A 20667-nucleotide genomic window follows, 5' to 3' on the forward strand; every position below is an offset into this window, starting at 1 on the left:
TGGGTCCGTGAGTGAGGGTCGACCACGTGCTGCTCGCGCTCCGGTCGTCTCGCGCTCCGGACGTCGCCGGTGGGGGAGGAGTCGACGCTCGTCGCCGTCAGGCCCAGCCGGTCCGCGTCCATAACGGGCAAGAGCCGGAAGGGATCGGCCGCGTCGGGCCGTGATCGCCGCGGCGCCCGGGGGCCGGTCGTGTCATGACCGCCGTGATCTGCCGGATCCCGGTTCCCGGGCGGGATTCGGCCGCCATCGTCGACATCGGCGCCCACCCCTTCCTGGCTCGGTGGGGCGACGCTACCCCTCCCGGATCGCGGTCCGCAGCCGATTCCGGGAAGGAGTCCGCACCGGGAGACAAATGGGCGGCCGCCCGGGCCGTCGGGCCGGGCCCGACGGCGGCGGGGGCGCCACGCGGCCCGGCCCGCGCGCCGGTGGTCGTCACCGGCGGCGGCCCCGGGCCCGCCGGTTCAGCACTCGATGACGTTGACCGCGAGCCCGCCCCGCGCCGTCTCCTTGTACTTGACCTTCATGTCGGCGCCGGTCTCCTTCATGGTCTTGATGACCTTGTCGAGGGAGACGTGGTGCCGTCCGTCGCCGCGCAGGGCCATACGGGCGGCGGTGACGGCCTTGGCGGCGGCCATGCCGTTGCGCTCGATGCAGGGGATCTGGACGAGGCCGCCGACCGGGTCGCAGGTGAGGCCGAGGTTGTGTTCCATGCCGATCTCGGCGGCGTTCTCGACCTGCTCGGGGGAGCCGCCGAGGACCTCGGCGAGGCCGCCGGAGGCCATGGAGCAGGCGGAGCCGACCTCGCCCTGGCAGCCGACCTCGGCGCCGGAGATGGAGGCGTTCTCCTTGAAGAGCATGCCGATGGCGCCGGCGGCGAGGAGGAAGCGGACGATGCCGTCCTCGTCCGCGCCGGGGACGAAGTCCATGAAGTAGTGCAGGACGGCCGGGATGATGCCGGCGGCGCCGTTGGTGGGGGCGGTGACGACGCGGCCGCCGGCGGCGTTCTCCTCGTTGACCGCCATGGCGTAGACGGTGATCCACTCCATGGCGCGGGCCTGCGGGTCGCCCTCGGCGCGGAGCTGCCGGGCGGTGCCTGCGGCGCGGCGGCGGACCTTGAGGCCGCCGGGCAGGATGCCCTCGCGGGACATGCCGCGGGCGACGCAGGCCTGCATGACGCGCCAGATCTCCAGCAGCCCGGCCCGGATCTCCTCCTCGGTGCGCCAGGCCTTCTCGTTCTCCATCATCATCGCGGAGATCGACAGGCCGGACTCGCGGGACATCCGCAGCAGCTCGTCACCGGTCCGGAAGGGGTACTTCAGGACGGTGTCGTCGAGGACGATGCGGTCCGCGCCGACGGCGTCCTCGTCCACCACGAAGCCGCCGCCGACCGAGTAGTAGGTCTTCTCCAGCAGGGGCGCGCCGCTCTCGTCGTAGGCGAAGAGCGTCATGCCGTTGGCGTGGTACGGCAGCGAGCGGCGGCGGTGCAGGATCAGCTGGCTGGGCTCGTCGAAGTCGATCTCGTGAGCGGTGCCGATCTCGGTGCTCAGGAGGCGCAGGCGCTTGGTGGTGCGGATGCGCTCCACCTCGTCGTCGGCGATCTCGACGTCCACGGTGCGCGGGGAGTGGCCCTCCAGGCCGAGGAGGACGGCCTTGGGGGTGCCGTGTCCATGACCGGTGGCACCGAGGGAGCCGAAGAGCTCCGCGCGGACCGAGGTGGTCTGGGCCAGCAGGCCGTCCTTCTTCAGGCGGCCCACGAACATCCGGGCGGCGCGCATCGGGCCGACCGTGTGGGAGCTGGACGGGCCTATGCCGATCGAGAAGAGATCGAATACGGAGATGGCCACGGTGGCAGCTCCTTGGGTCGGGGGGTGGTACGAGGGGTGGTACAAGGGTTGGCACACGGTGCGGGGCACCGCGCTCACCCACCAGTGTGCGCGATGCCCCGTGCGTACCGGTAAATCCGATGCGTCGGTCCTACTTCAGGCCGGGGTACAGCGGGTGCTTGTCGGCCAGGGCCGTGACGCGGGCACGCAGGGCGACGGCGTCGTAGGCGGGCTTGAGGGCCTCGGCGATGACGTCGGCGACCTCGCGGAAGTCCTCGGCGGTGAAGCCGCGGGTGGCCAGCGCCGGGGTGCCGATCCGCAGGCCCGAGGTGACCATCGGGGGACGCGGGTCGTTCGGGATGGCGTTGCGGTTGACCGTGATGCCGACCTCGTGGAGGCGGTCCTCGGCCTGCTGGCCGTCCAGCTCGGAGTTGCGCAGGTCCACCAGGACCAGGTGTACGTCCGTGCCGCCGGACAGGACGGAGACGCCGTGCTCCTTGACGTCGTCCTGGACCAGGCGCTCGGCCAGGATTCTGGCGCCGTCCAGGGTGCGCTGCTGGCGCTCCTTGAACTCCTCGCTCGCCGCGACCTTGAAGGAGACCGCCTTGGCCGCGATCACATGCTCCAGCGGGCCGCCCTGCTGACCGGGGAAGACCGCGGAGTTGATCTTCTTGGCGAGCTCGGCGGTGGAGAGGATCACACCACCGCGCGGACCGCCCAGGGTCTTGTGGGTGGTGGTGGTAACCACATGCGCGTGCGGCACCGGGGAGGGGTGCAGCCCGGCGGCGACCAGGCCCGCGAAGTGGGCCATGTCGACCATCAGGTACGCGCCGACCTCGTCGGCGATCCGGCGGAACGCCGCGAAGTCCAGCTGGCGCGGGTAGGCGGACCAGCCGGCGATGATCAGCTTGGGGTGGTGCTCCTTGGCGAGGCGCTCGACCTCCTCCATGTCGACCACGTTGGTCTGCTCGTCGACGTGGTAGGCGACCACGTTGTAGAGCTTGCCCGAGAAGTTGATCTTCATTCCGTGGGTCAGGTGCCCGCCGTGGGCGAGGTTCAGACCCAGGATGGTGTCGCCCGGCTTGAGCAGCGCGAACATCGCAGCGGCGTTGGCCTGGGCGCCCGAGTGCGGCTGCACGTTGGCGGCCTCGGCGCCGAAGAGCGCCTTGATCCGGTCGATGGCGATCTGCTCGACGACATCGACGTGCTCGCAGCCGCCGTAGTAGCGGCGGCCCGGGTAGCCCTCGGCGTACTTGTTGGTGAGGACCGAGCCCTGGGCCTCCATGACCGCGACCGGAGCGAAGTTCTCCGAGGCGATCATTTCGAGCGTGGACTGCTGACGGTGGAGTTCGGCGTCGACAGCGGCGGCGACGTCGGGGTCGAGCTCATGGAGGGAGCTGTTCAGAAGCGACATGAGTTCTTCCTGGGCGGGAGGGGCCGGGTGGAGGCGAGGGGCGAGGTCAGCCGGCGAAGTCCGTGTACGCGTCGGCGGTCAGCAGCTCCGCCGGCTCGTCCGTGATCTTCACCTTGAACAGCCAGCCGCCCTCGAAGGGGGCGGAGTTCACCAGCGAGGGGTCGTCCACGACGTCCTGGTTGGCCTCGACGACCTCGCCCGTGACGGGGGCGTAGAGGTCGCTGACCGACTTGGTCGACTCCAGCTCACCACAGGTCTCGCCCGCGGTGATGGTGGCGCCGGCGGCCGGGAGGTCGGCGTAGACGACGTCCCCGAGCGCGTTGGCCGCGAACTCGGTGATACCCACCGTCGCCACACCGTTCTCGTCGGTGGCCGACAGCCACTCGTGCTCCTTGGTGTAGCGCAGGTGCTGGGGGTTGCTCATGGGTCGATTCTCCTGTACGCGGGTCAGTGCTTGTGCAACGGGTCTTGACAGGTGAGACGGAAAGACGCAGAAAGGGGCAGCCGAACGGGAAGTGGATCAGCGCTCGCGCTGGTAGAACGGCAGTGCCACGACCTCGTACTCCTCGTGGCTGCCCCGGATGTCCACGGCGACCCCGGCCGTCCCGGGCGCGGCGTGCGCCGCGTCCACGTAGGCGATGGCGATCGGCTTGCCGAGCGTGGGGGAGGGGGCGCCCGAGGTGACCTCGCCGATCACCGTGCCGGAGGCGGCCTCCACCACCGGGTACCCGGCGCGCGGCACCCGGCGGCCGGTGGCGACGAGCCCCACGAGCTTGCGCGGGGGAGTGCCCGCGGCGCGCTCGGCGGCGGCCTCCAGCGCCGCGCGCCCCACGAAGTCGCCGGGCTTGTCGAACTTGACGACGCGGCCGAGCCCGGCGTCGAAGGGCGTGGTCGCGGTGGTCAGCTCATGCCCGTAGAGCGGCATGCCCGCCTCCAGGCGGAGCGTGTCGCGGCAGGAGAGGCCGCAGGGCACCAGGCCGGCGTCCGCGCCCGCCTCGGTGAGCGCCTGCCACAGCTTCTCCGCGTCGGCGGGGGCGACGAACAGCTCGAAGCCGTCCTCGCCGGTGTAGCCGGTGCGGGCGATGAGCGCGTCCACGCCGGCGACCGTGCCGGGCAGTCCGGCGTAGTACTTCAGGCCGTCCAGGTCCGCGTCGGTGACGGACTTCAGGATGGCGGGGGAGGCGGGGCCCTGGACGGCGAGCAGGGCGTAGTTCTCGCGGTCGTCCCGGACGGCCGTGTCGAAGCCCGCGGCCCGCTCGGTGAGCGCGTCCAGCACCACCTGGGCGTTGGAGGCGTTGGCGACGACGAGGTATTTCTGGCGGCCTTCCTCCTCGTCCAGCCGGTAGACGATCAGGTCGTCCAGGATGCCGCCGCGCTCGTCGCAGATCATCGTGTACCGGGCGCGGCCGGGCTTCAGCGCGGAGAGGTTGCCCACCAGGGCGTGGTCCAGGGCCTGGCCTGCCTGCGGACCCGTAAGGGTGATCTCGCCCATGTGCGAGAGGTCGAACAGACCGGCTCGGGTGCGGACGGCCACGTGCTCGTCCCGCTCGCTGCCGTAGCGGAGGGGCATGTCCCAGCCGGCGAAGTCGGTCATCGTCGCGCCCAGGGCGCGGTGGACCGCGTCGAGCGCGGTACGACGGGGGGCGGCGGTCTCTGAGGGCATGATCAAGGCTCCCGGGCAGCAGTCGCGGGGACGTCGAGGAACGGCCTCCCCATCTGTCATCGGAACCTGAGAGGTTCACCGGGAGCCCCCGCAGAGGGCACGCGGCTTGCACCTTGGGTGGGACCGCGCCGCGGTCCGCTTTTCAGATCTGCCTCACCCTGCGCGGTACGGGGCCTGAGAGATTCAAGGGAGGAACTTGCTCCTTCGGCGCCCGGCATGCGGCATGCCGGGACTCTCCCGCGCGGATTCGAGCGGCCGGTATGCAGTTGGTCGTGCGTTGGCGCGCACATCATTGCACGTACGGACGTGCGATGGACCGTTCGGAGCCCATCGCATTGCATTACTTTTCGCTTACTTGCTCCGTATCCGGGTCGGGTAGACCGAGGGCACGGGTGGCCGGGCAAGGAATCCCGGGAATGCCCGGGGTAGCCATGGGGAAGTCAGAGGCGTCAGAGCAACCAGAGGCTTCTGAGAAGCAAGAGAATCCGGAGAAGCCCGGGAAGATCGAAGACCGTGAGCAGCGGGAACACCGTGAGCAGCGGGAACACCGCGAACACCGGGGAGACCGGGGAAAGGGACGGGGGAACATTGGGAACGGGTGGCCATACGGAGGCGGCAGGCGCCGCTCCGGGCACGGAGGAGGCCCTGCCACGGGTCCGGGACCTGCGCCGTGCGGCACGGCCCACGGCGGAGTCCACGGCGGAGCTGCGGTACGCGGCCGGGGACCTGCTGGTGGTCTCCGGACTGCCCGGCAGCGGGAAGTCCACCCTGATCCGGCGGACGGTGACCGCTCTCGACGGGCGCGGCGAGCCCGTCCGGTGCGTGGACTCGCAGGACTCCCGGGCCCGCCTGGAGCGCAGACTGCCCGTCCGGCTGCCGTACGGCGCCTACCGCCCCCTCGCGCGCCTCGTGCACTACGCCCGCCTGTGGCGCGCCCTGCGCTCCGGCGCGAGCCTCGTCGTGCACGACTGCGGGCAGCGGGACTGGGTCCGCCGCGGGCTCGCCCGCGAGGCACGGCGCCGGGGCACGGCCCTGCACGTCCTGCTGCTCGCCGTCACCCCCGAGACGGCGCTGGCCGGCCAGCGGGCCAGGGGCCGGGCCGTCCCCCGGGCCGCCTTCGAGCGCCACCGCCGGGCCATGGAACGGCTGGTCACGGCCGCGGCCTCCGGCCGGCCACCAGCCGGCGCGGCCTCCGTGGTGCTCCTCGACCGCCCGGCGGCCGCCGCGCTGCGGACCGTCGCCTTCCCCCGCCGGGCCGGGGCCGGCGCCCCCGCCCCGCATCCCTCTCCCTCCTCCTCCGTTCCCGCGCAGGCCACCGCCCGTCCGACCCCGGCCCCTCCCACGACCTGACGGGGAGCCGGCCGTTAAGGTGCGGTGCGACGGCGACGACACGGTGGTGAGAACGGATGAACGGCCCCGGGCTGTACGGCACGGAGCGGGACCGGGGCGAGGCGCCCGGCTGGCCCGCCAACGAACTGGAGGAGACCCTCGCCGCCTGCGCGGGCGTCCCCGGAACGGGCGAGCGCGTCGTCGAGGTGCTCGGCCGCAGCCCGGTGTGGATCCCGCTGCCCAACGGCGGCGGCCCCGACAGCCCCGACCTCGACCTGCCCACCGTGGAACTCGGCGGCGCCGCCTTCGTGCCGGTCTTCAGTTCCGAGGAGGAGTTCCTGCGCGTCGTCGGCGACCGCATGCCCTACGCGGTCGCCCCCGCCGTGGAGTTCGCCCGCGGCCTGCCCCCGCAGGTCGGCATCGTCGTCAACCCTGACGGGAGGATCGGCGCGCCGCTGCCCCCGGCCGCCGTCGCCGAGCTCTGCCGGGCCGGGCACCTGCGCCTGGAGGGCGAGCCCACCGGCGGCCGGGTCCGCCTCTATGAACCGGACTGGCAGGACGAGCCCACCGCCTTCCTCGCCGCCGCCGGACTGGAGTTCGCCGCCGCCCGCCCGGTGCGCACCGCCCGCCGCGCGCTCGCCAGCGTCGAGGGCGGCGCCCCGGAGCTGTTCGTCGGCGTCGAGCTCGACCTCCCCGACGACGCCAGCCGCACCGCCGCCCTGGACGCCCTGGGACGCGCCCTCGGCTCCGTCCCCGTCCCCTGGCCGGTGCGCACGGTCTTCCTCGACGTCGCCCGGGACCCCGTGGCCGACTGGATGCGCGACCGGGTCGGACCGTTCTACGACCGTGACCGGTGACTGCTCCCCTGCACGCCGCCCCGGCCTCGTAAGCTGGTTGGACGAACCTACGGGAGGCGCGACCGCGCCATGAGGCAGTGGGCGGACGCGATGCCGGCGTCGGCCGGGAGAAGGGGCGGGATCAGGTGAGCGCGGGCGCGGAGAGTGGCGTGGAGCAGGTGCTGCGCCAAGTGGCGCCCGGGCGGTACGACGTCTACGAGGCGCTGCTGCGCGCCGTCGCCGAGGACCGGCTGTGGATGCTGCTCTGGCACGGGCGGCCCGGCTCGCCCGACGCCCAGTACGGGAACATGGAGGTCGACGGCCTCGGCTACGCGCCCTGCGTGACCTCCGAGCGCGAGCTCGCCGCCAGCGGCTGGAACCGGGCCCACGAGGTCGTCCCCGGCCGCTCCCTCGCGACGTCCCTCTACCCGGGTCGCTGGGGCCTCTGGCTCAACCCCCACGCCCCCGGCGGCGGCGTCGGCATCCCCTGGCTCGACCTGCGCCGTATCGCCGGCGGCCTGGACCGGCTGCCCGCCGGGCCGCTCGTGATCACCGAACCGGCCGTGGAGATCCCGCAGTTCTACGCCCTCCTCGCCCAGCACGCCCGGCGCACCCCCGCCGTCCGGGCGCTGCGCCGCGCCTGGGTGCAGCCGGCGATCGGCGCCGCCTACCTGGCGATCGGCCTGGACCTGCACGACACCTCACCGCCCGCCGTGGAGTCCGTCCGGTCGATGATGCAGCAGGTGGTGAGCGTGGTGCCGGAGGGGCTGCCGGTGTCCACCGTCGCGATGTCGGACGGTTTCGATCCCGTCGCGATGTGGATGCGCGCGCACGCGCGGCCGTTCTACGGGCACGAGGCGCCGAACGGGGCACCGGCGCCGGCGGCGGGGTACGGGTACCCGCGTTAGGGGTCGTTCGTGGACTGAGCGGAGCCGCGGCGTCCCGTCGCCTGCGGCCGAACGCGCCGCGGCCGGCCCGTCGTGACGACGGACCGGCCGGGTCAGGCAGTGGCGGTGTGCCTCTCGGTCACTCCCAGATGTGGAGCTCGTAGCCGGCCGACACCTCGTAGCACTTGTAGTAGGTCGCTCCGTGGCGCATGAAGTACTCGCCGCCGCCCTGACACTGCCGGTAGTTCTCGTAGAGGCCGATGTAGCGGTGGGTGTCGGGTGTTACCCGACTGACCGTGGAAGGCGCCGCCACAGCCGAAGTGCCGGCAGCGAGGGCACCGGTCAGACCCAGAGTGATCGCTGCTCCCGCCATGGCCGCCCTGTGCATCAGCTTCCGTGTCACGTCAACTCCCTTGTTCGCAGGGGTGGATGGCTTTTCAGAAGTACTGTGAGCCTCATCGTCGAGCCATAGGCCTGTCAAGGCTCAGAGGGCTCTTGCGCCGCATACATCCCATTAACAACACCATTACCAAGGAGTGGAGTTACTCCTTCCGTCTCTCGCTCAGAGACCATCGGTGTCCGTATAACGGAACCCTGCATCGCACATCACGGTTGCGCATCCATTGCCGGTCAGGTCTGGCGGGTGATCGTGACGGCGTTGAAGACTCCCGCTCCAAGGACCCGCAGGTCCGGTGTACGGCCAGCTCTGCATGTATTTCCCGCACTTCAGCACCACCTGTGTTCAGTGATGTCGACCAGCCGCCCGCCGGGCGGCCGGCACGGGCCGGGACCACCGGCCGAGAGGGGTCCTGCGAACGATGACGGCACCACTCCCCGAGACGAGCGCGACCGGGACCGCGACCGTCGTCGCCGACGCGGAAATTCCGGTTCCGGGCAAGACGATCGAGGGCCGTTCTCCCTGGCGGATCGCCTGGACACGGCTCAAGCGCGACAAGCTGGCGCTGGGCGGCGGGATCGTCGTCCTGCTGCTCGTGCTGGTCGCGATCTTCGCTCCGTTGATCGTGGACCTGCTGGGCCACCCGCCGAACGAGTACCACGAGGACCAGATCGACCCGCTCTTCGGTACTCCGAAGGGCTCGTGGGGCGGCATCAACGGGGACTTCCTGTTCGGCGTCGAGCCGGTCAACGGCCGGGACGTCTTCAGCCGGGTGGTCTACGGCGCCCGGGTCTCGCTGCTGGTCGCTTTCCTCTCGGCCGTGGTGGCGGTGCTGATCGGTACCGTTCTGGGCATCGTGGCCGGCTACTTCGGCGGCTGGGTGGACACCGTGGTGAGCCGGGTGATGGACGCCCTGCTGGCCTTCCCGCAGCTGCTGTTCATCATCGCCCTGATCTCCGTCGTGCCCAACGAGCTCTGGGGGCTGACCGGTTCGGGCGTGCGGATGGCCGTCCTGATCGCCGTGATCGGCTTCTTCGGCTGGCCCTACGTGGGACGCATCGTGCGCGGGCAGACGCTCTCGCTCCGGGAGCGCGAGTACGTCGAGGCGGCGCGCAGCCTGGGCGCCGGCCGGACGTACATCCTCTTCCGCGAGCTGCTGCCCAACCTGGTCGCGCCGATCACCGTCTACGCCACCCTGATGATCCCGACCAACGTCCTCACCGAGGCCGCGCTGAGCTTCCTCGGCGCCGGCGTCAAGCCGCCGACGTCCTCGTGGGGGCAGATGCTCTCCAAGGCCGTCAACACCTACGAGGGCGACCCGATGTTCATGGTGATCCCGGGTCTCGCCATCTTCGTCACCGTCCTGGCGTTCAACCTCTTCGGCGACGGCGTCCGGGACGCACTCGATCCCAAGGGTTCGCGCTGACCCCGCGCGCACCTCGCAACACCCCAAGCACCGGGAGCGCTTGACGACCGTCAGTCACTTCCGGCCCCAGGAGTACGAGCTGTAGAACCACCCCTCATCGCGGTCCGCTCCCCGGTCCGCGACAATCACGGAGGTCGCGACATCTTGGCAACGCAGAGAACATCGAGGCGCGGAACGGTCGCCGGCGCGGCGCTGGTGGTCGCGGCCCTCGTCGGCGTCACCGCCTGCGGCGGCGGAGGCAGCAGCAAGGACAACGGTGGCGGGGGCGGCGGCAAGGGCCCCGGCTTCAACGCGGGCGTCGAGAAGGTCGCCTCCCCGTCCGACAAGAAGGGCGGTGAGCTCAAGTTCATCGCCACCCAGGAATCCGACTCCTGGGACCCGCAGCGCATGTACTACGGGTTCGCCTGGGACTTCGCCCGCTACTACACCCGTACGCTCGTCACCTCGAAACCCGCGCCGGGCCACGAGAGCGCCGAGCTGGTGCCGGACATGGCGACCGACCTGGGGAAGATCTCGGACGACAAGAAGACCTACACCTTCACCCTGAAGGACGGGATCACCTGGGAGGACGGCAGGCCGATCACCGCCCAGGACATCAAGTACGGCATCGAGCGCACCTGGGCCCAGGACAAGATCTCCGGCGGCCCGACCTGGCTGATGCAGGTCCTGGACCCGGAGAAGAAGTACAAGGGTCCCTACAAGGACGAGAGCAAGGACAAGCTGGGCCTGTCGGCGATCGAGACGCCGAACGAGAAGACCATCACCTTCAAGCTGGCCAAGCCCAACGGTGACTTCCTCCAGATGCTGGCGCTGCCCGCGGCGGCCCCGGTGCCCCGGGACAAGGACAACGCGGAGAAGTACAACCTCCGGCCGTACTCCAGCGGGCCGTACAAGTTCGAGTCGTACAGCCCCAACAAGAGCATGGTCCTCGTCCGCAACGACAAGTGGAACAAGGACTCCGACAAGGTCCGCAAGGCCCTGCCGGACAAGATCTCGATCAAGTTCACCACCAACGCCGACGCGATGGACAGCGACCTGATCGCGGGCAACTACGACGTGGACCTCAACGCCACCGGCATGGGCTCGGCCGGCCGTCAGAAGGCGCTCCAGACCGCCAAGGGCAACCTGGACAACCCGCAGACCGGCTTCATCCGGTACGCGGCCTTCCCCAAGTCCGTCGCGCCGTTCGACAACGAGCACTGCCGCAAGGCGGTCATCTACGGTGCCGACCACACCTCCCTCCAGACCGCCCGCGGCGGTCCCCAGGCGGGCGGTGACATCGGCGTCAACATGCTGCCGCCGGCCGTCACCGGCCACGACGGGAGCTACGACCCGTACAACCTCAAGCAGGGCGCGGCCGACATCAACAAGGCCAAGGAGGAACTGAAGCTCTGCGGCAAGCCGGAGGGCTTCAAGACCACCATCGCGGTGCGGAACAACAAGCCGCAGGAGATCGCGACGGCCGAGTCGCTCCAGGCGTCCCTGAAGAAGATCGGCATCGAGACGCAGATCGACCAGTACGACGGTGCGCAGTCGCAGAGCGTCGTCGGCGCCCCCAAGAACGTCAAGAACAAGAACTACGGCATCATCGTCTTCGGCTGGGGCGCGGACTTCCCCAGTGGCCAGGGCTTCCTCCAGCCCATCGTGGACGGCCGGTTCATCCTCGACACCGCCAACCAGAACTACCCCGAGCTCAACGACCCCAAGGTCAACGAGCTGATGGACCAGGCCATCGCGGAGACCGACCCGCAGAAGGCGGGGAAGATCTACCAGGAGGCCAACAAGAAGGTCATGGAAGGCGCCTGGTACCTGCCCTTCACCTTCGAGAAGAACATCATCTGGCGCAGCTCCCGGCTGACCAACGTCTACACGACCGACGCGTTCAACGGCCGGTACGACTACGCGTCCCTGGGCGTCGTCAAGTGACCGCCCGAGGGCCACAGATGATCGTCCGACCGCTCCTCCGGCACTCCCGCCGCTAGGCCCGAAGGGCAGGTGAGGGCCGAGCGCGGCGGCCCGGTGGGTACTCCACCACCGGGCCGCCGCCGGGCCGACCGCAGTGTTCGCTTACATCGTCAGGCGACTGTTCGCCGTCATCGTGATGCTGCTCGTGGTCACGCTGGTGACCTTCTTCATCTTCTTCACCATCCCCAAGCTCACCGGGGCCGACCCCGCCGCCATGTACGTCGGCAAGCAGGCGGACCCGGAGACGATCGAGGGCATCCGGCAGAAGCTCGGGCTCAGCGACCCGGTCCTGGTCCAGTTCTGGCACTTCATCAGCGGCATCTTCGCGGGCCGCGACTACACCGGGGGCGGCACCACCGACCACTGCGCGGCCCCCTGCTTCGGCTACTCCTTCCGCACCGAGCAGGCCGTCTGGCCGATCCTCACGGACCGGCTGCCCCCGACCCTCTCGCTGGCCGGCGGGGCCTGTGTGATCTGGCTGCTGCTCGGCGTCTCGGCCGGTGTGGTCTCCGCGCTCAAGCGCGGCACCAAGATCGACCGCGGTGCCATGATGACCGCCCTGGCGGGCGTCTCGCTGCCGATCTACTTCACCGCGCTGCTGCTGCTCGCGCTGTTCAAGTACAAGCTCGGCTGGACCTCGTCCGAGTACGTGGACTTCGCGGAGGATCCGGCCGGCTGGTTCGGCGGACTGATCCTGCCCTGGGTGGCCCTGGCGTTCCTCTACGCGGCGATGTACGCCCGGCTCACCCGCGCCACCATGATGGAAGTCCTCGGCGAGGACTACATCCGCACCGCCCGCGCCAAGGGACTGACCGAACGCGTGGTGATCGGCAAACACGCCATGCGCTCGACCATGACCCCCATCGCCACCATCCTCGGCATGGACCTCGGCGCCCTGGTCGGCAGCGCGATCCTCACCGAGAGCGCGTTCAACCTGCCCGGCCTGGGCCAGGCGGCGGTCACGGCCATCAACAACCGCGACCTGCCGATCATCCTCGGCGTGGTCCTGATCGCCGCCACCGCCGTCGTCGTCGCCAACCTCGTGGTGGACCTGCTCTACGCCGTGATCGACCCCCGAGTGAGGCTCTCATGACCACCACCCCCGAGCCGGCCACCGAGGCCACCGCGCCCGCGGAACGGCCGGCGGACGGCCGCGCCTACCTGGACGTCCGCGACCTGCGGATCCACTTCCCGACCGACGACGGCGTGGTCAAGTCCGTCGACGGGCTCTCCTTCGAACTGGAGAAGGGCCGTACGCTCGGCATCGTGGGCGAGTCGGGATCCGGCAAGTCGGTCAGCTCGCTCGGGATCATGGGCCTGCACACGGTCGGCCAGTACGGCCGCCGCAAGGCCCGGATCTCCGGGGAGATCTGGCTGGACGGCAAGGAGCTGCTCTCCGCCGACCCCGAGGAGGTGCGGCGGCTGCGCGGCCGGGAGATGGCGATGATCTTCCAGGATCCGCTGTCGGCCATGCACCCCTACTTCACCATCGGCGCCCAAATCGCCGAGGCGTACCGGATCCACCACTCCGTCGACAAGAAGACCGCCCGCAAACGGGCCGTGGAACTGCTCGACCGGGTCGGCATCCCCCAGCCCGACCAGCGGGTGGACGACTACCCGCACCAGTTCTCCGGCGGTATGCGGCAGCGCGCCATGATCGCCATGGCGCTGGTCAACAACCCCGCGCTGCTCATCGCGGACGAGCCGACGACCGCCCTGGACGTCACCGTCCAGGCGCAGATCCTCGACCTCATCCGCGACCTCCAGAAGGAGTTCGGCTCGGCGGTCGTCATCATCACCCACGACCTGGGCGTGGTCGCCGAACTGGCCGACGACATCCTCGTCATGTACGGCGGGCGCTGCGTCGAACGCGGCCCGGCCGAGCAGGTCTTCTACGAGCCCCAGCACCCGTACACCTGGGGCCTGCTCGGCTCCATGCCGCGCATCGACCGCGAGCAGACGGAACGGCTGATCCCGGTCAAGGGCTCCCCGCCCAGCCTGATCAACGTGCCGCCCGGCTGTGCCTTCAGCCCCCGCTGCCCGTACGCCGACGTCCCGGAGGAGGGGGTCACCCGCACCGTGCGGCCCGAACTCCTCCCGGTGACCGGTGAGAAGAGCCGGGGCCACGTCGCCGCCTGCCATATGGCGCAGGAGGAGCGGACGCGGATCTGGACCGAAGAGATTGCGCCCAAGCTGTGAAGGACCGAGCCGTGCCCGACGAATCTGTGCCCGACAAGGCTGTGCCCGACAAGGCTGTTCCCGACCAGGCTGTTCCTGACAAAGCCGTGTCCGCCGAGAAGGCCGCGCCCGGGAAACCGGAGGCGGAGGCCGAACCCCTGCTCCGGGTCGAGGGCCTGGTCAAACACTTCCCCATCACCAAGGGGCTGCTGCGCCGCCAGGTCGGCGCCGTCCACGCCGTGGACGGCGTCTCCTTCGACGTGCGTCCGGGCGAGACCCTGGGCGTGGTCGGCGAGTCGGGCTGCGGCAAGTCCACCATGGGCCGGCTGGTGACCCGGCTGCTCGAACCGACCGGCGGGACCATCGAGTTCGAGGGCAAGGACATCTCCCACCTGGGCGTGGCGGGGATGCGCCCGATGCGCCGGGACGTCCAGATGATCTTCCAGGACCCGTACTCGTCGCTGAACCCCCGGCACACCGTGGGCACCATCGTCGGCGCCCCCTTCAAGCTCCAGGGCATCACGCCCGAGGGCGGTGTGAAGAAGGAGGTGCAGCGGCTGCTGGGGCTGGTGGGTCTCAACCCCGAGCACTACAACCGCTATCCGCACGAGTTCTCCGGCGGCCAGCGGCAGCGCATCGGCATCGCCCGGGCGCTCGCGCTCAAGCCGAAGCTGGTGATCGCCGACGAGCCGGTCTCGGCGCTGGACGTGTCGATCCAGGCCCAGGTGGTCAATCTGCTCGACGACCTCCAGGACGAGCTGGGCCTGACGTACATCATCATCGCCCACGACCTGTCGGTGATCCGGCACGTCTCGGACCGGATCGCGGTGATGTACCTGGGCAAGATCGTGGAGCTGACCGACCGCGCGTCGCTCTACCGCTCGCCCCTGCACCCGTACACCAAGGCCCTGCTCTCCGCCGTGCCGGTGCCCGACCCCCGCCGGCGGGCCAAGCGGGAGCGGATCCTGCTCAAGGGCGACGTGCCCTCGCCGATCTCGCCGCCGTCCGGCTGCCGCTTCCACACCCGCTGCTGGAAGGCGACGGACCTGTGCAAGCAGAAGGAGCCGGTCCTGAGCGCGCTCCAGCCGGGGCACCAGGTGGCCTGCCACCATCCGGAGCCGGTGGTGGAGCCCGCCGCGCCCACGGCGGCGTGACGGCCGGGACGTCCCGGCCCGCCCCCGACCGGGCGGCGCCGGGACGTCCCCGTGGAAACGTCCACAGGGCAGGACATGGGCGACACCGCGCCGACCGGTAAGAATGTCGCGTGCTCACCGATCTGTTCACCCCCTCCGTCCAGCACTGGCTGGACATCGCGGGGATCTTCGTCTTCGCGATCTCCGGCGCGCTGCTCGCCGTCCGCAAGAACTTCGACGTCTTCGGCATGGCCGTGCTGGCGGAGGTCACGGCCCTGGGAGGGGGGCTCTTCCGGGACCTGGTCATCGGTGCCGTACCGCCCGCGGCCTTCAGCGACCTCGGCTACTTCGTCACCCCGCTGATCGCCACACTGATCGTCTTCTTCCTCCACCCCGAGGTGGAACGGATCACCGCCGCGGTGGGCGTCTTCGACGCGGCGGGGCTGGGCCTCTTCTGCGTCACCGGAACCGTCAAGGCGTACGCGTCCGGGCTCGGTCTCACCCAGTCCGCCACCCTGGGGCTGGCCACCGCGGTGGGCGGGGGAGTGCTGCGCGACGTGCTCGCCCACGAGGTCCCGTCGCTGTTGCGCTGGGACCGGGACCTGTACGCCGTCCCGGCCATGGCGGGCGCCGCGACGGCCGCGCTGATGCTGCGGTACGGCGTCCTGCACGGGCCCACCAACGCCATCCCGGTGGTCGTCGGCTGCGGGCTGCGGCTGCTGGCGATGCGCTTCCACTGGCGCGCCCCGCGCGCCTGGCACCGGCGCAGCGCGGCGGCGGAGGAGGTACTGCCAGGGGTAACACCCCGGAAAGCTACCCGTCGGTAACGTGCCGGTGTACGGTGCCCGCATGGCACTGGCAAGCATCGGCAACAGCGAGTTCGACCGGGACACCGCGATCACGTCGCGTACCCCGGAAGCCACGGGGGACCAGGGACACCAGGGCTCCGCCGTGCACGACGCCCACATCCACGAGGGCTGGACCCTCCTCGGCGCGGCCAACGGCGGCTACCTCCTCGCCATCACCGCGCGCGCCCTCGCCGACACCCTCCCGCACTCCGACCCGTTCACCGTCACCGCGCACTACCTGAGCGTCACCCGGCCCGGCCCCGCCGTGATCCGCAGCAGCACGGTCCACCGGCGCCGGTCGCTCTCCACCGGCCAGGCGAGCCTGTTCCAGACCGCCGAGGACGGCACCGAGGTCGAGCGCCTGCGCGTCCTCGCGACCTACGGGGACCTGGACGCGCTCTCCGACGACGTGCGCACCACGGCCAAGCCCCCGGGCATACCGCCGCGCGAGCACTGCTTCGCCGCCGGCGACGGCGAGGGCTTCGGCGCCGCCGAGATCGTCGCCCGCCTCGATATGCGCCTCGACCCCGCCACCGCGGGCTGGGTGACCGGCGGCCCGGCCGGCCGGGGCGAGATGCGCGGCTGGTTCGACTTCGCCGACGGCCGCGACCCGGACCCGTTCTCCCTCCTCCTGGCCGCGGACGCGCTCCCGCCCACCACCTTCGACCTGGGGATGGTCGGCTGGGTGCCGACCGTGGAACTCACCGTCCACGTCCGGCGCCGCCCCGCCCCCGGCCCGCTGCGGGTCGCCGTCGTCACCCGCAACCTGGCCGGCGGCTTCCTGGAGGAGGACGCGGAGATCTGGGACAGCGAGGACCGGCTGGTCGCCCAGTCCCGCCAGCTGGCCCGGCTGTTGAACGGCCCGTCCGGCGCTTGAGGACGGGCGCCGAAGGCGTGCTCGGGGGGGCCGGGGGTTCGGGGGCGATGCCCCCGAGAAACGGTGCAAGGGCGGGGGCGCGTCCCCCACCACCGACAGCACACCACCGCCCCACCGGACACACCCCGGGGCCGGAGGCTGTCAGCCGGCCGTCGTCTCCACCGCCCTGCCGGTCCGCGCGGCCAGCCGGACGTGCGCGTCCGCGCCCTCGGGGGCCGGCCGGGCGGCGGCGAAGGCACCCGGCCGTCCCTCGGCGGGCAGCCGCTCGGCCGTGGCGAGGGCGTACTCGGACAGCTCGGGATCGAGGGCGGCCGGACGGCCGAGCGCCTCGTTGAGGTCCCAGGCGTGCACGACCAGCTCCATGACGATGAACCGCAGGGCGTTGTGGCCCGGCACCTTCCCCCACGGGGCGTCGAACGGCTCGGTCAGCCGGGCCTCGTCCCGCCACGCGTCGACGAGCTCCGTACAGGACTCCTCGACGGCGGCCGGCCAGGCGTCGTCCGCCACCCGGGGCGGACGGTCGTCCCCGCGCCGGACCTCGCCCTCGCCCGTGGCCTCGGCCAGGGCGCGGGCGACCCCGACGAGGTGCCCGAGCAGCCCCCGGACGTCGTACTCGCCGCAGGGCGTCGCCGCGTCCAGGCGGTCGGGCCGCACCTGTGCGGCGACGGCGTTCAGCTGGGCGACGGCGCGCCGTAACTGCGGGCGCGGGTCCTGGTCGTTCTGTATGTCCTGCACGGGCGGCTCTCCTCAGTGACAGGTACGTGGATCCGGTACGTGGATCCGGTACGTGGATCCGGACAGGCCGAGCCTGCCGCCACCGGCCGCCGCCCACCGACAGGTTTTCGGCCAATATGCGGACGTCCGTCCTCCCGGCGGGCGGGCCGACGGCGGAGAACGCGTCGCCCGCCGGCCGGACCGGGCCGAACCACCGGGTACGACACCGCCCGTCAGCTCGTAGAATCGTCCCCACCATGGCCTACCTCGACCACGCAGCCACCACTCCGATGCTCCCGGAGGCGGTGCGGGCGATGACCGACCAGCTCGCCGTCGCCGGAAACGCCTCGTCGCTGCACGCCGCGGGGCGCCGCGCGCGCCGCACCGTCGAGGAGGCCCGCGAATCCCTCGCCGCGGCGCTCGGCGCCCGGCCCAGCGAGGTCGTCCTCACCGCAGGCGGCACCGAGGCGGACAACCTCGCCGTCAAGGGGCTGTACTGGGCCCGCCGCGCCGCCGACCCGGCGCGGACCCGCGTCCTCGCCAGCCCGGTCGAGCACCACGCCGTCCTCGACGCCGTCGACTGGCTGGCCGCCCACGAGGGCGCCACCGTCGAGTACCTGCCCGTCGACGCCCACGGCCGCGTGCACGCCGACGCCCTCCGCGAGGCCATAGCCCGCGACCCCGCCGACGTCGCGCTGATCACCGTCATGTGGGCCAACAACGAGATCGGCACCGTCATGCCGGTCCATGAACTCGCCGCCGTCGCCGCCGAGTTCGACATCCCGATGCACTCCGACGCGGTCCAGGCCTTCGGCCAGCTGGATGTGGACTTCGCCGCCTCCGGGCTCGCCGCGATGACCGTCAGCGGCCACAAGATCGGCGGCCCGTACGGCATCGGCGCGCTGCTCCTCGGCCGCAGCCAGACGCCCGTCCCGCTGCTGCACGGCGGCGGCCAGGAACGGCACGTCCGCTCCGGCACCCTGGACGTCCCCGCCATCGCCGCCTTCTCCGTCGCGGGCACGCTCGCCGCCGAGCGGCGGGAGGGGTTCGCGCGGGAGATCGGCGCCCTGCGCGACCGGCTGGTCGCCGGCGTCCTGGAGGCCGTGCCCGACGCGGTCCTGGGCGGCGACCCGGACCCGGCGGGCCGCCTCCCCGCCAACGCGCACTTCTCCTTCCCCGGCTGCGAGGGCGACTCGCTCCTGCTGCTCCTGGACGCCCAGGGCATCGAGTGCTCCACCGGCTCCGCCTGCACCGCCGGCGTCGCCCAGCCCAGCCACGTCGTCCTCGCCACCGGCACCGACCCGGACCTGGCCCGGGGCACCCTCCGCTTCTCCCTCGGCCACACCTCGGCCGAGGCGGACGTACGGGCCGTGACGGAGGCCATCGGGCCGGTCGTGGAACGGGCGAGGAGCGCGGGCCTGAGCTAGGCCGGCCCGCGCCACGGCGCCCGCCGGAAAACGGGAAGGGCCGTGACCGGGGCTCCCGTACCCTGGAGGGGCTATGACTGACTTCCCAGGTGCACCCGACCCCCAGGCCCCCCGCAAGGGGCTCCGCGTGCTCGCCGCCATGTCCGGCGGCGTCGACTCCGCCGTGGCGGCGGCCCGCGCCGTCGAAGCGGGCCACGACGTGACCGGCGTGCACCTGGCCCTCTCCGCCAACCCCCAATCCTTCCGCACCGGCGCCCGCGGCTGCTGCACCATCGAGGACTCCCGCGACGCCCGCCGGGCCGCCGACGTGATCGGCATCCCCTTCTACTGCTGGGACCTGGCCGAGCGCTTCCGCGAGGACGTCGTCGAGGACTTCGTCGCCGAGTACGAGGCCGGGCGCACCCCCAACCCGTGCCTGCGCTGCAACGAGAAGATCAAGTTCGCGGCGCTGCTGGACAAGGCGCTCGCCCTGGGCTTCGACGCGGTCTGCACCGGCCACTACGCCACGGTCGTCCTCAACGAGGACGGCACCCGTGAGCTGCACCGCGCCAGCGACATGGCCAAGGACCAGTCCTACGTCCTCGGCGTCCTCGACGAGCGGCAGCTCGCCCACGCGATGTTCCCGCTGGGCGACACCCTCACCACCAAGGACGAGATCCGCGCCGAGGCCGAGCGCCGCAGCCTGGCCGTCGCCAAGAAGCCCGACAGCCACGACATCTGCTTCATCGCCGACGGCGACACCCGCGGCTTCCTCTCCAAGCGCCTCGGCACCGCCGAGGGCGACATCGTCGACGAGTCCGGCACCAAGGTCGGCACCCACGACGGCGCCTACGGCTTCACCATCGGCCAGCGCAAGGGCCTCCGCATCGGCCACCCGGCCCCCGACGGCAAGCCCCGCTACGTCCTCGACATCTCCCCCGTGAACAACACCGTCACCGTCGGCCCCGTCGAGGCCCTGGACGTCGCTTCCCTGACCGCCATCAACCCCCGCTGGTGCGGCCTCGCCCCCCACGGCCCCGGCACCTACACCGCCCAGCTCCGCGCCCACGGCGGCGAGACCACCGTCACCGCCGAACTGCTCGACGACACCCTCCACGTCACCTTCACCACCCCCGTCCGCGGCGTGGCCCCCGGCCAGGCGATCGTCCTCTACGACGGCACCCGCGTGGTCGGCTCGGCGACGATCGCGACGACGGCGCGGGCGGTCGCGGCCTGAGGTGTGGGCCGAGCGGTGACCAATCGGGGAATCCGCGCACGCCCAACCGATCACTTCGGACGGTGCCCCGCGGCGCCGGGCTGCCGAGCCCGGCGCCGCGGGGCACCGTCATTCCCGTGAAATCCCAGCGGAAGGCGTCAACTCGCGGCAATATTGCTGTACATGACACCCACGGCAGGAAGTGCTGCCTCCGCCGAGGCGATCGACAAGGCTCACCCGTGTACCCGTACACGGCCCGTTCAGGGCACTGAGCGGCCGATGCCGGCATCCGCCCGCCTCTATTTCCGGCGCGCGGAACGCCCTGGATTTCTCACGGTCCAAGGGCCGTCGGGCCCCCTGGTTCCGATGTTCACCTCGCTGGAAGCCCTCGCCCGGTTCGCCGGGCCCTGTTCCTGGGCTTCCACCACCGCCGCGGACGCGCTCGACCTGCTTCCGGACGGGTGTCGCATCCTGGTCGACCCTCTGGGGCGCCGGCCGTTGCTCCTCGGCAGAAGCGCCACGGGTGGTGCGGAAGGCGGCGGCCGTGACGAGTAG

At 71.5% G+C, this 20667-nt stretch carries 19 protein-coding genes and 1 riboswitch; of the genes, 13 read left to right on the top strand and 6 right to left on the bottom strand.

The features are described 5' to 3' along the window. Nucleotides 1-461: 461 nt before the first annotated feature. From HN013_RS13720 to gcvT, 4 genes are all read right to left on the bottom strand, one after another. Nucleotides 462-1844, bottom strand: coding sequence for an L-serine ammonia-lyase (locus tag HN013_RS13720; protein WP_171166388.1), 1383 nt, complete (start codon nucleotides 1842-1844; stop codon nucleotides 462-464). Between the two features lie 130 nt (nucleotides 1845-1974). Next, nucleotides 1975-3237 carry a serine hydroxymethyltransferase gene (gene glyA, locus HN013_RS13725; protein WP_171166389.1) on the bottom strand — a complete coding sequence of 421 codons (1263 nt, stop codon included), beginning with the start codon at nucleotides 3235-3237 and terminating at the stop codon, nucleotides 1975-1977. Nucleotides 3238-3283: 46 nt separating this feature from the next. Further along, nucleotides 3284-3661 carry a glycine cleavage system protein GcvH gene (gene gcvH / locus HN013_RS13730; RefSeq protein ID WP_171166390.1) on the bottom strand — a complete coding sequence of 126 codons (378 nt, stop codon included), beginning with the start codon at nucleotides 3659-3661 and terminating at the stop codon, nucleotides 3284-3286. Between the two features lie 96 nt (nucleotides 3662-3757). Then, complete coding sequence (gene gcvT / locus HN013_RS13735) at nucleotides 3758-4900, bottom strand: glycine cleavage system aminomethyltransferase GcvT (protein WP_171166391.1); 1143 nt, start codon at nucleotides 4898-4900, stop codon at nucleotides 3758-3760. Nucleotides 4901-5053: 153 nt separating this feature from the next. After that, nucleotides 5054-5150: riboswitch (glycine riboswitch) on the bottom strand. 263 nt (nucleotides 5151-5413) lie between these two features. On the opposite strand from gcvT, the gene HN013_RS13740 reads away from it, so the two are divergent. The 3 genes from HN013_RS13740 to HN013_RS13750 all read left to right on the top strand — a co-directional run bounded on the left by HN013_RS13740 (nucleotide 5414) and on the right by HN013_RS13750 (nucleotide 7973). Then, nucleotides 5414-6250, top strand: coding sequence for an AAA family ATPase (locus tag HN013_RS13740; protein WP_312018597.1), 837 nt, complete (start codon nucleotides 5414-5416; stop codon nucleotides 6248-6250). Between the two features lie 56 nt (nucleotides 6251-6306). Further along, nucleotides 6307-7086, top strand: coding sequence for an enhanced serine sensitivity protein SseB (locus HN013_RS13745; protein WP_171166392.1), 780 nt, complete (start codon nucleotides 6307-6309; stop codon nucleotides 7084-7086). Between the two features lie 125 nt (nucleotides 7087-7211). Next, on the top strand, nucleotides 7212-7973 hold the full coding sequence (locus tag HN013_RS13750) for an enhanced serine sensitivity protein SseB C-terminal domain-containing protein (protein ID WP_171166451.1): 762 nt from the start codon (nucleotides 7212-7214) through the stop codon (nucleotides 7971-7973). Between the two features lie 118 nt (nucleotides 7974-8091). Here the strand turns inward: HN013_RS13750 and HN013_RS13755 are convergent, their stop codons facing one another. Next, a complete protein-coding gene (locus HN013_RS13755; RefSeq protein WP_171166393.1) occupies nucleotides 8092-8355 on the bottom strand; it encodes a hypothetical protein in 264 nt (87 codons plus the stop codon). A 415-nt stretch (nucleotides 8356-8770) separates the two neighbouring features. Here HN013_RS13755 and HN013_RS13760 point away from each other — a divergent pair, with 415 nt between their 5' ends. From HN013_RS13760 to HN013_RS13790, 7 genes are all read left to right on the top strand, one after another. Further along, nucleotides 8771-9775, top strand: coding sequence for an ABC transporter permease (locus HN013_RS13760; protein WP_171166394.1), 1005 nt, complete (start codon nucleotides 8771-8773; stop codon nucleotides 9773-9775). A gap of 144 nt (nucleotides 9776-9919) precedes the next feature. Next, nucleotides 9920-11701: an ABC transporter substrate-binding protein gene (locus HN013_RS13765; RefSeq protein WP_171166395.1), complete on the top strand. Its 1782-nt coding sequence runs from the start codon at nucleotides 9920-9922 to the stop codon at nucleotides 11699-11701. A 133-nt stretch (nucleotides 11702-11834) separates the two neighbouring features. Then, entirely contained in the window at nucleotides 11835-12833 is a 999-nt protein-coding gene (locus HN013_RS13770; protein ID WP_171166396.1) for an ABC transporter permease, read from the top strand. After that, complete coding sequence (locus tag HN013_RS13775) at nucleotides 12830-13939, top strand: ABC transporter ATP-binding protein (protein ID WP_171166397.1); 1110 nt, start codon at nucleotides 12830-12832, stop codon at nucleotides 13937-13939. The genes HN013_RS13770 and HN013_RS13775 overlap by 4 nt, the downstream gene beginning before the upstream one ends. Before the next feature lie 86 nt (nucleotides 13940-14025). After that, nucleotides 14026-15072, top strand: coding sequence for an ABC transporter ATP-binding protein (locus HN013_RS13780; RefSeq protein ID WP_171166452.1), 1047 nt, complete (start codon nucleotides 14026-14028; stop codon nucleotides 15070-15072). Between the two features lie 110 nt (nucleotides 15073-15182). Then, nucleotides 15183-15878 carry a trimeric intracellular cation channel family protein gene (locus tag HN013_RS13785; protein WP_171166398.1) on the top strand — a complete coding sequence of 232 codons (696 nt, stop codon included), beginning with the start codon at nucleotides 15183-15185 and terminating at the stop codon, nucleotides 15876-15878. A gap of 22 nt (nucleotides 15879-15900) precedes the next feature. Further along, complete coding sequence (locus HN013_RS13790; protein WP_171166399.1) at nucleotides 15901-16776, top strand: thioesterase family protein; 876 nt, start codon at nucleotides 15901-15903, stop codon at nucleotides 16774-16776. Nucleotides 16777-16917: 141 nt separating this feature from the next. Here HN013_RS13790 and HN013_RS13795 read toward each other — a convergent pair whose 3' ends face one another. After that, the gene (locus HN013_RS13795; protein WP_312018598.1) at nucleotides 16918-17511 is read right to left on the bottom strand and encodes a TIGR03086 family metal-binding protein; all 594 of its coding nucleotides are present in this window, start codon (nucleotides 17509-17511) and stop codon (nucleotides 16918-16920) included. A gap of 236 nt (nucleotides 17512-17747) precedes the next feature. Between HN013_RS13795 and HN013_RS13800 the strand changes: the two genes are divergently transcribed. The 3 genes from HN013_RS13800 (at nucleotide 17748) to HN013_RS13810 (ending at nucleotide 20667) form a co-directional block, all read left to right on the top strand. Beyond that, nucleotides 17748-18917: a cysteine desulfurase family protein gene (locus HN013_RS13800; RefSeq protein ID WP_171166400.1), complete on the top strand. Its 1170-nt coding sequence runs from the start codon at nucleotides 17748-17750 to the stop codon at nucleotides 18915-18917. 73 nt (nucleotides 18918-18990) lie between these two features. Next, complete coding sequence (gene mnmA, locus HN013_RS13805) at nucleotides 18991-20133, top strand: tRNA 2-thiouridine(34) synthase MnmA (RefSeq protein WP_171166401.1); 1143 nt, start codon at nucleotides 18991-18993, stop codon at nucleotides 20131-20133. 258 nt (nucleotides 20134-20391) lie between these two features. After that, nucleotides 20392-20667 carry an SseB family protein gene (locus tag HN013_RS13810; protein WP_283247557.1) on the top strand — a complete coding sequence of 92 codons (276 nt, stop codon included), beginning with the start codon at nucleotides 20392-20394 and terminating at the stop codon, nucleotides 20665-20667.

It is taken from the genome of Streptomyces sp. I05A-00742 (assembly GCF_013055795.1).
GTDB lineage: Bacteria > Actinomycetota > Actinomycetes > Streptomycetales > Streptomycetaceae > Streptomyces.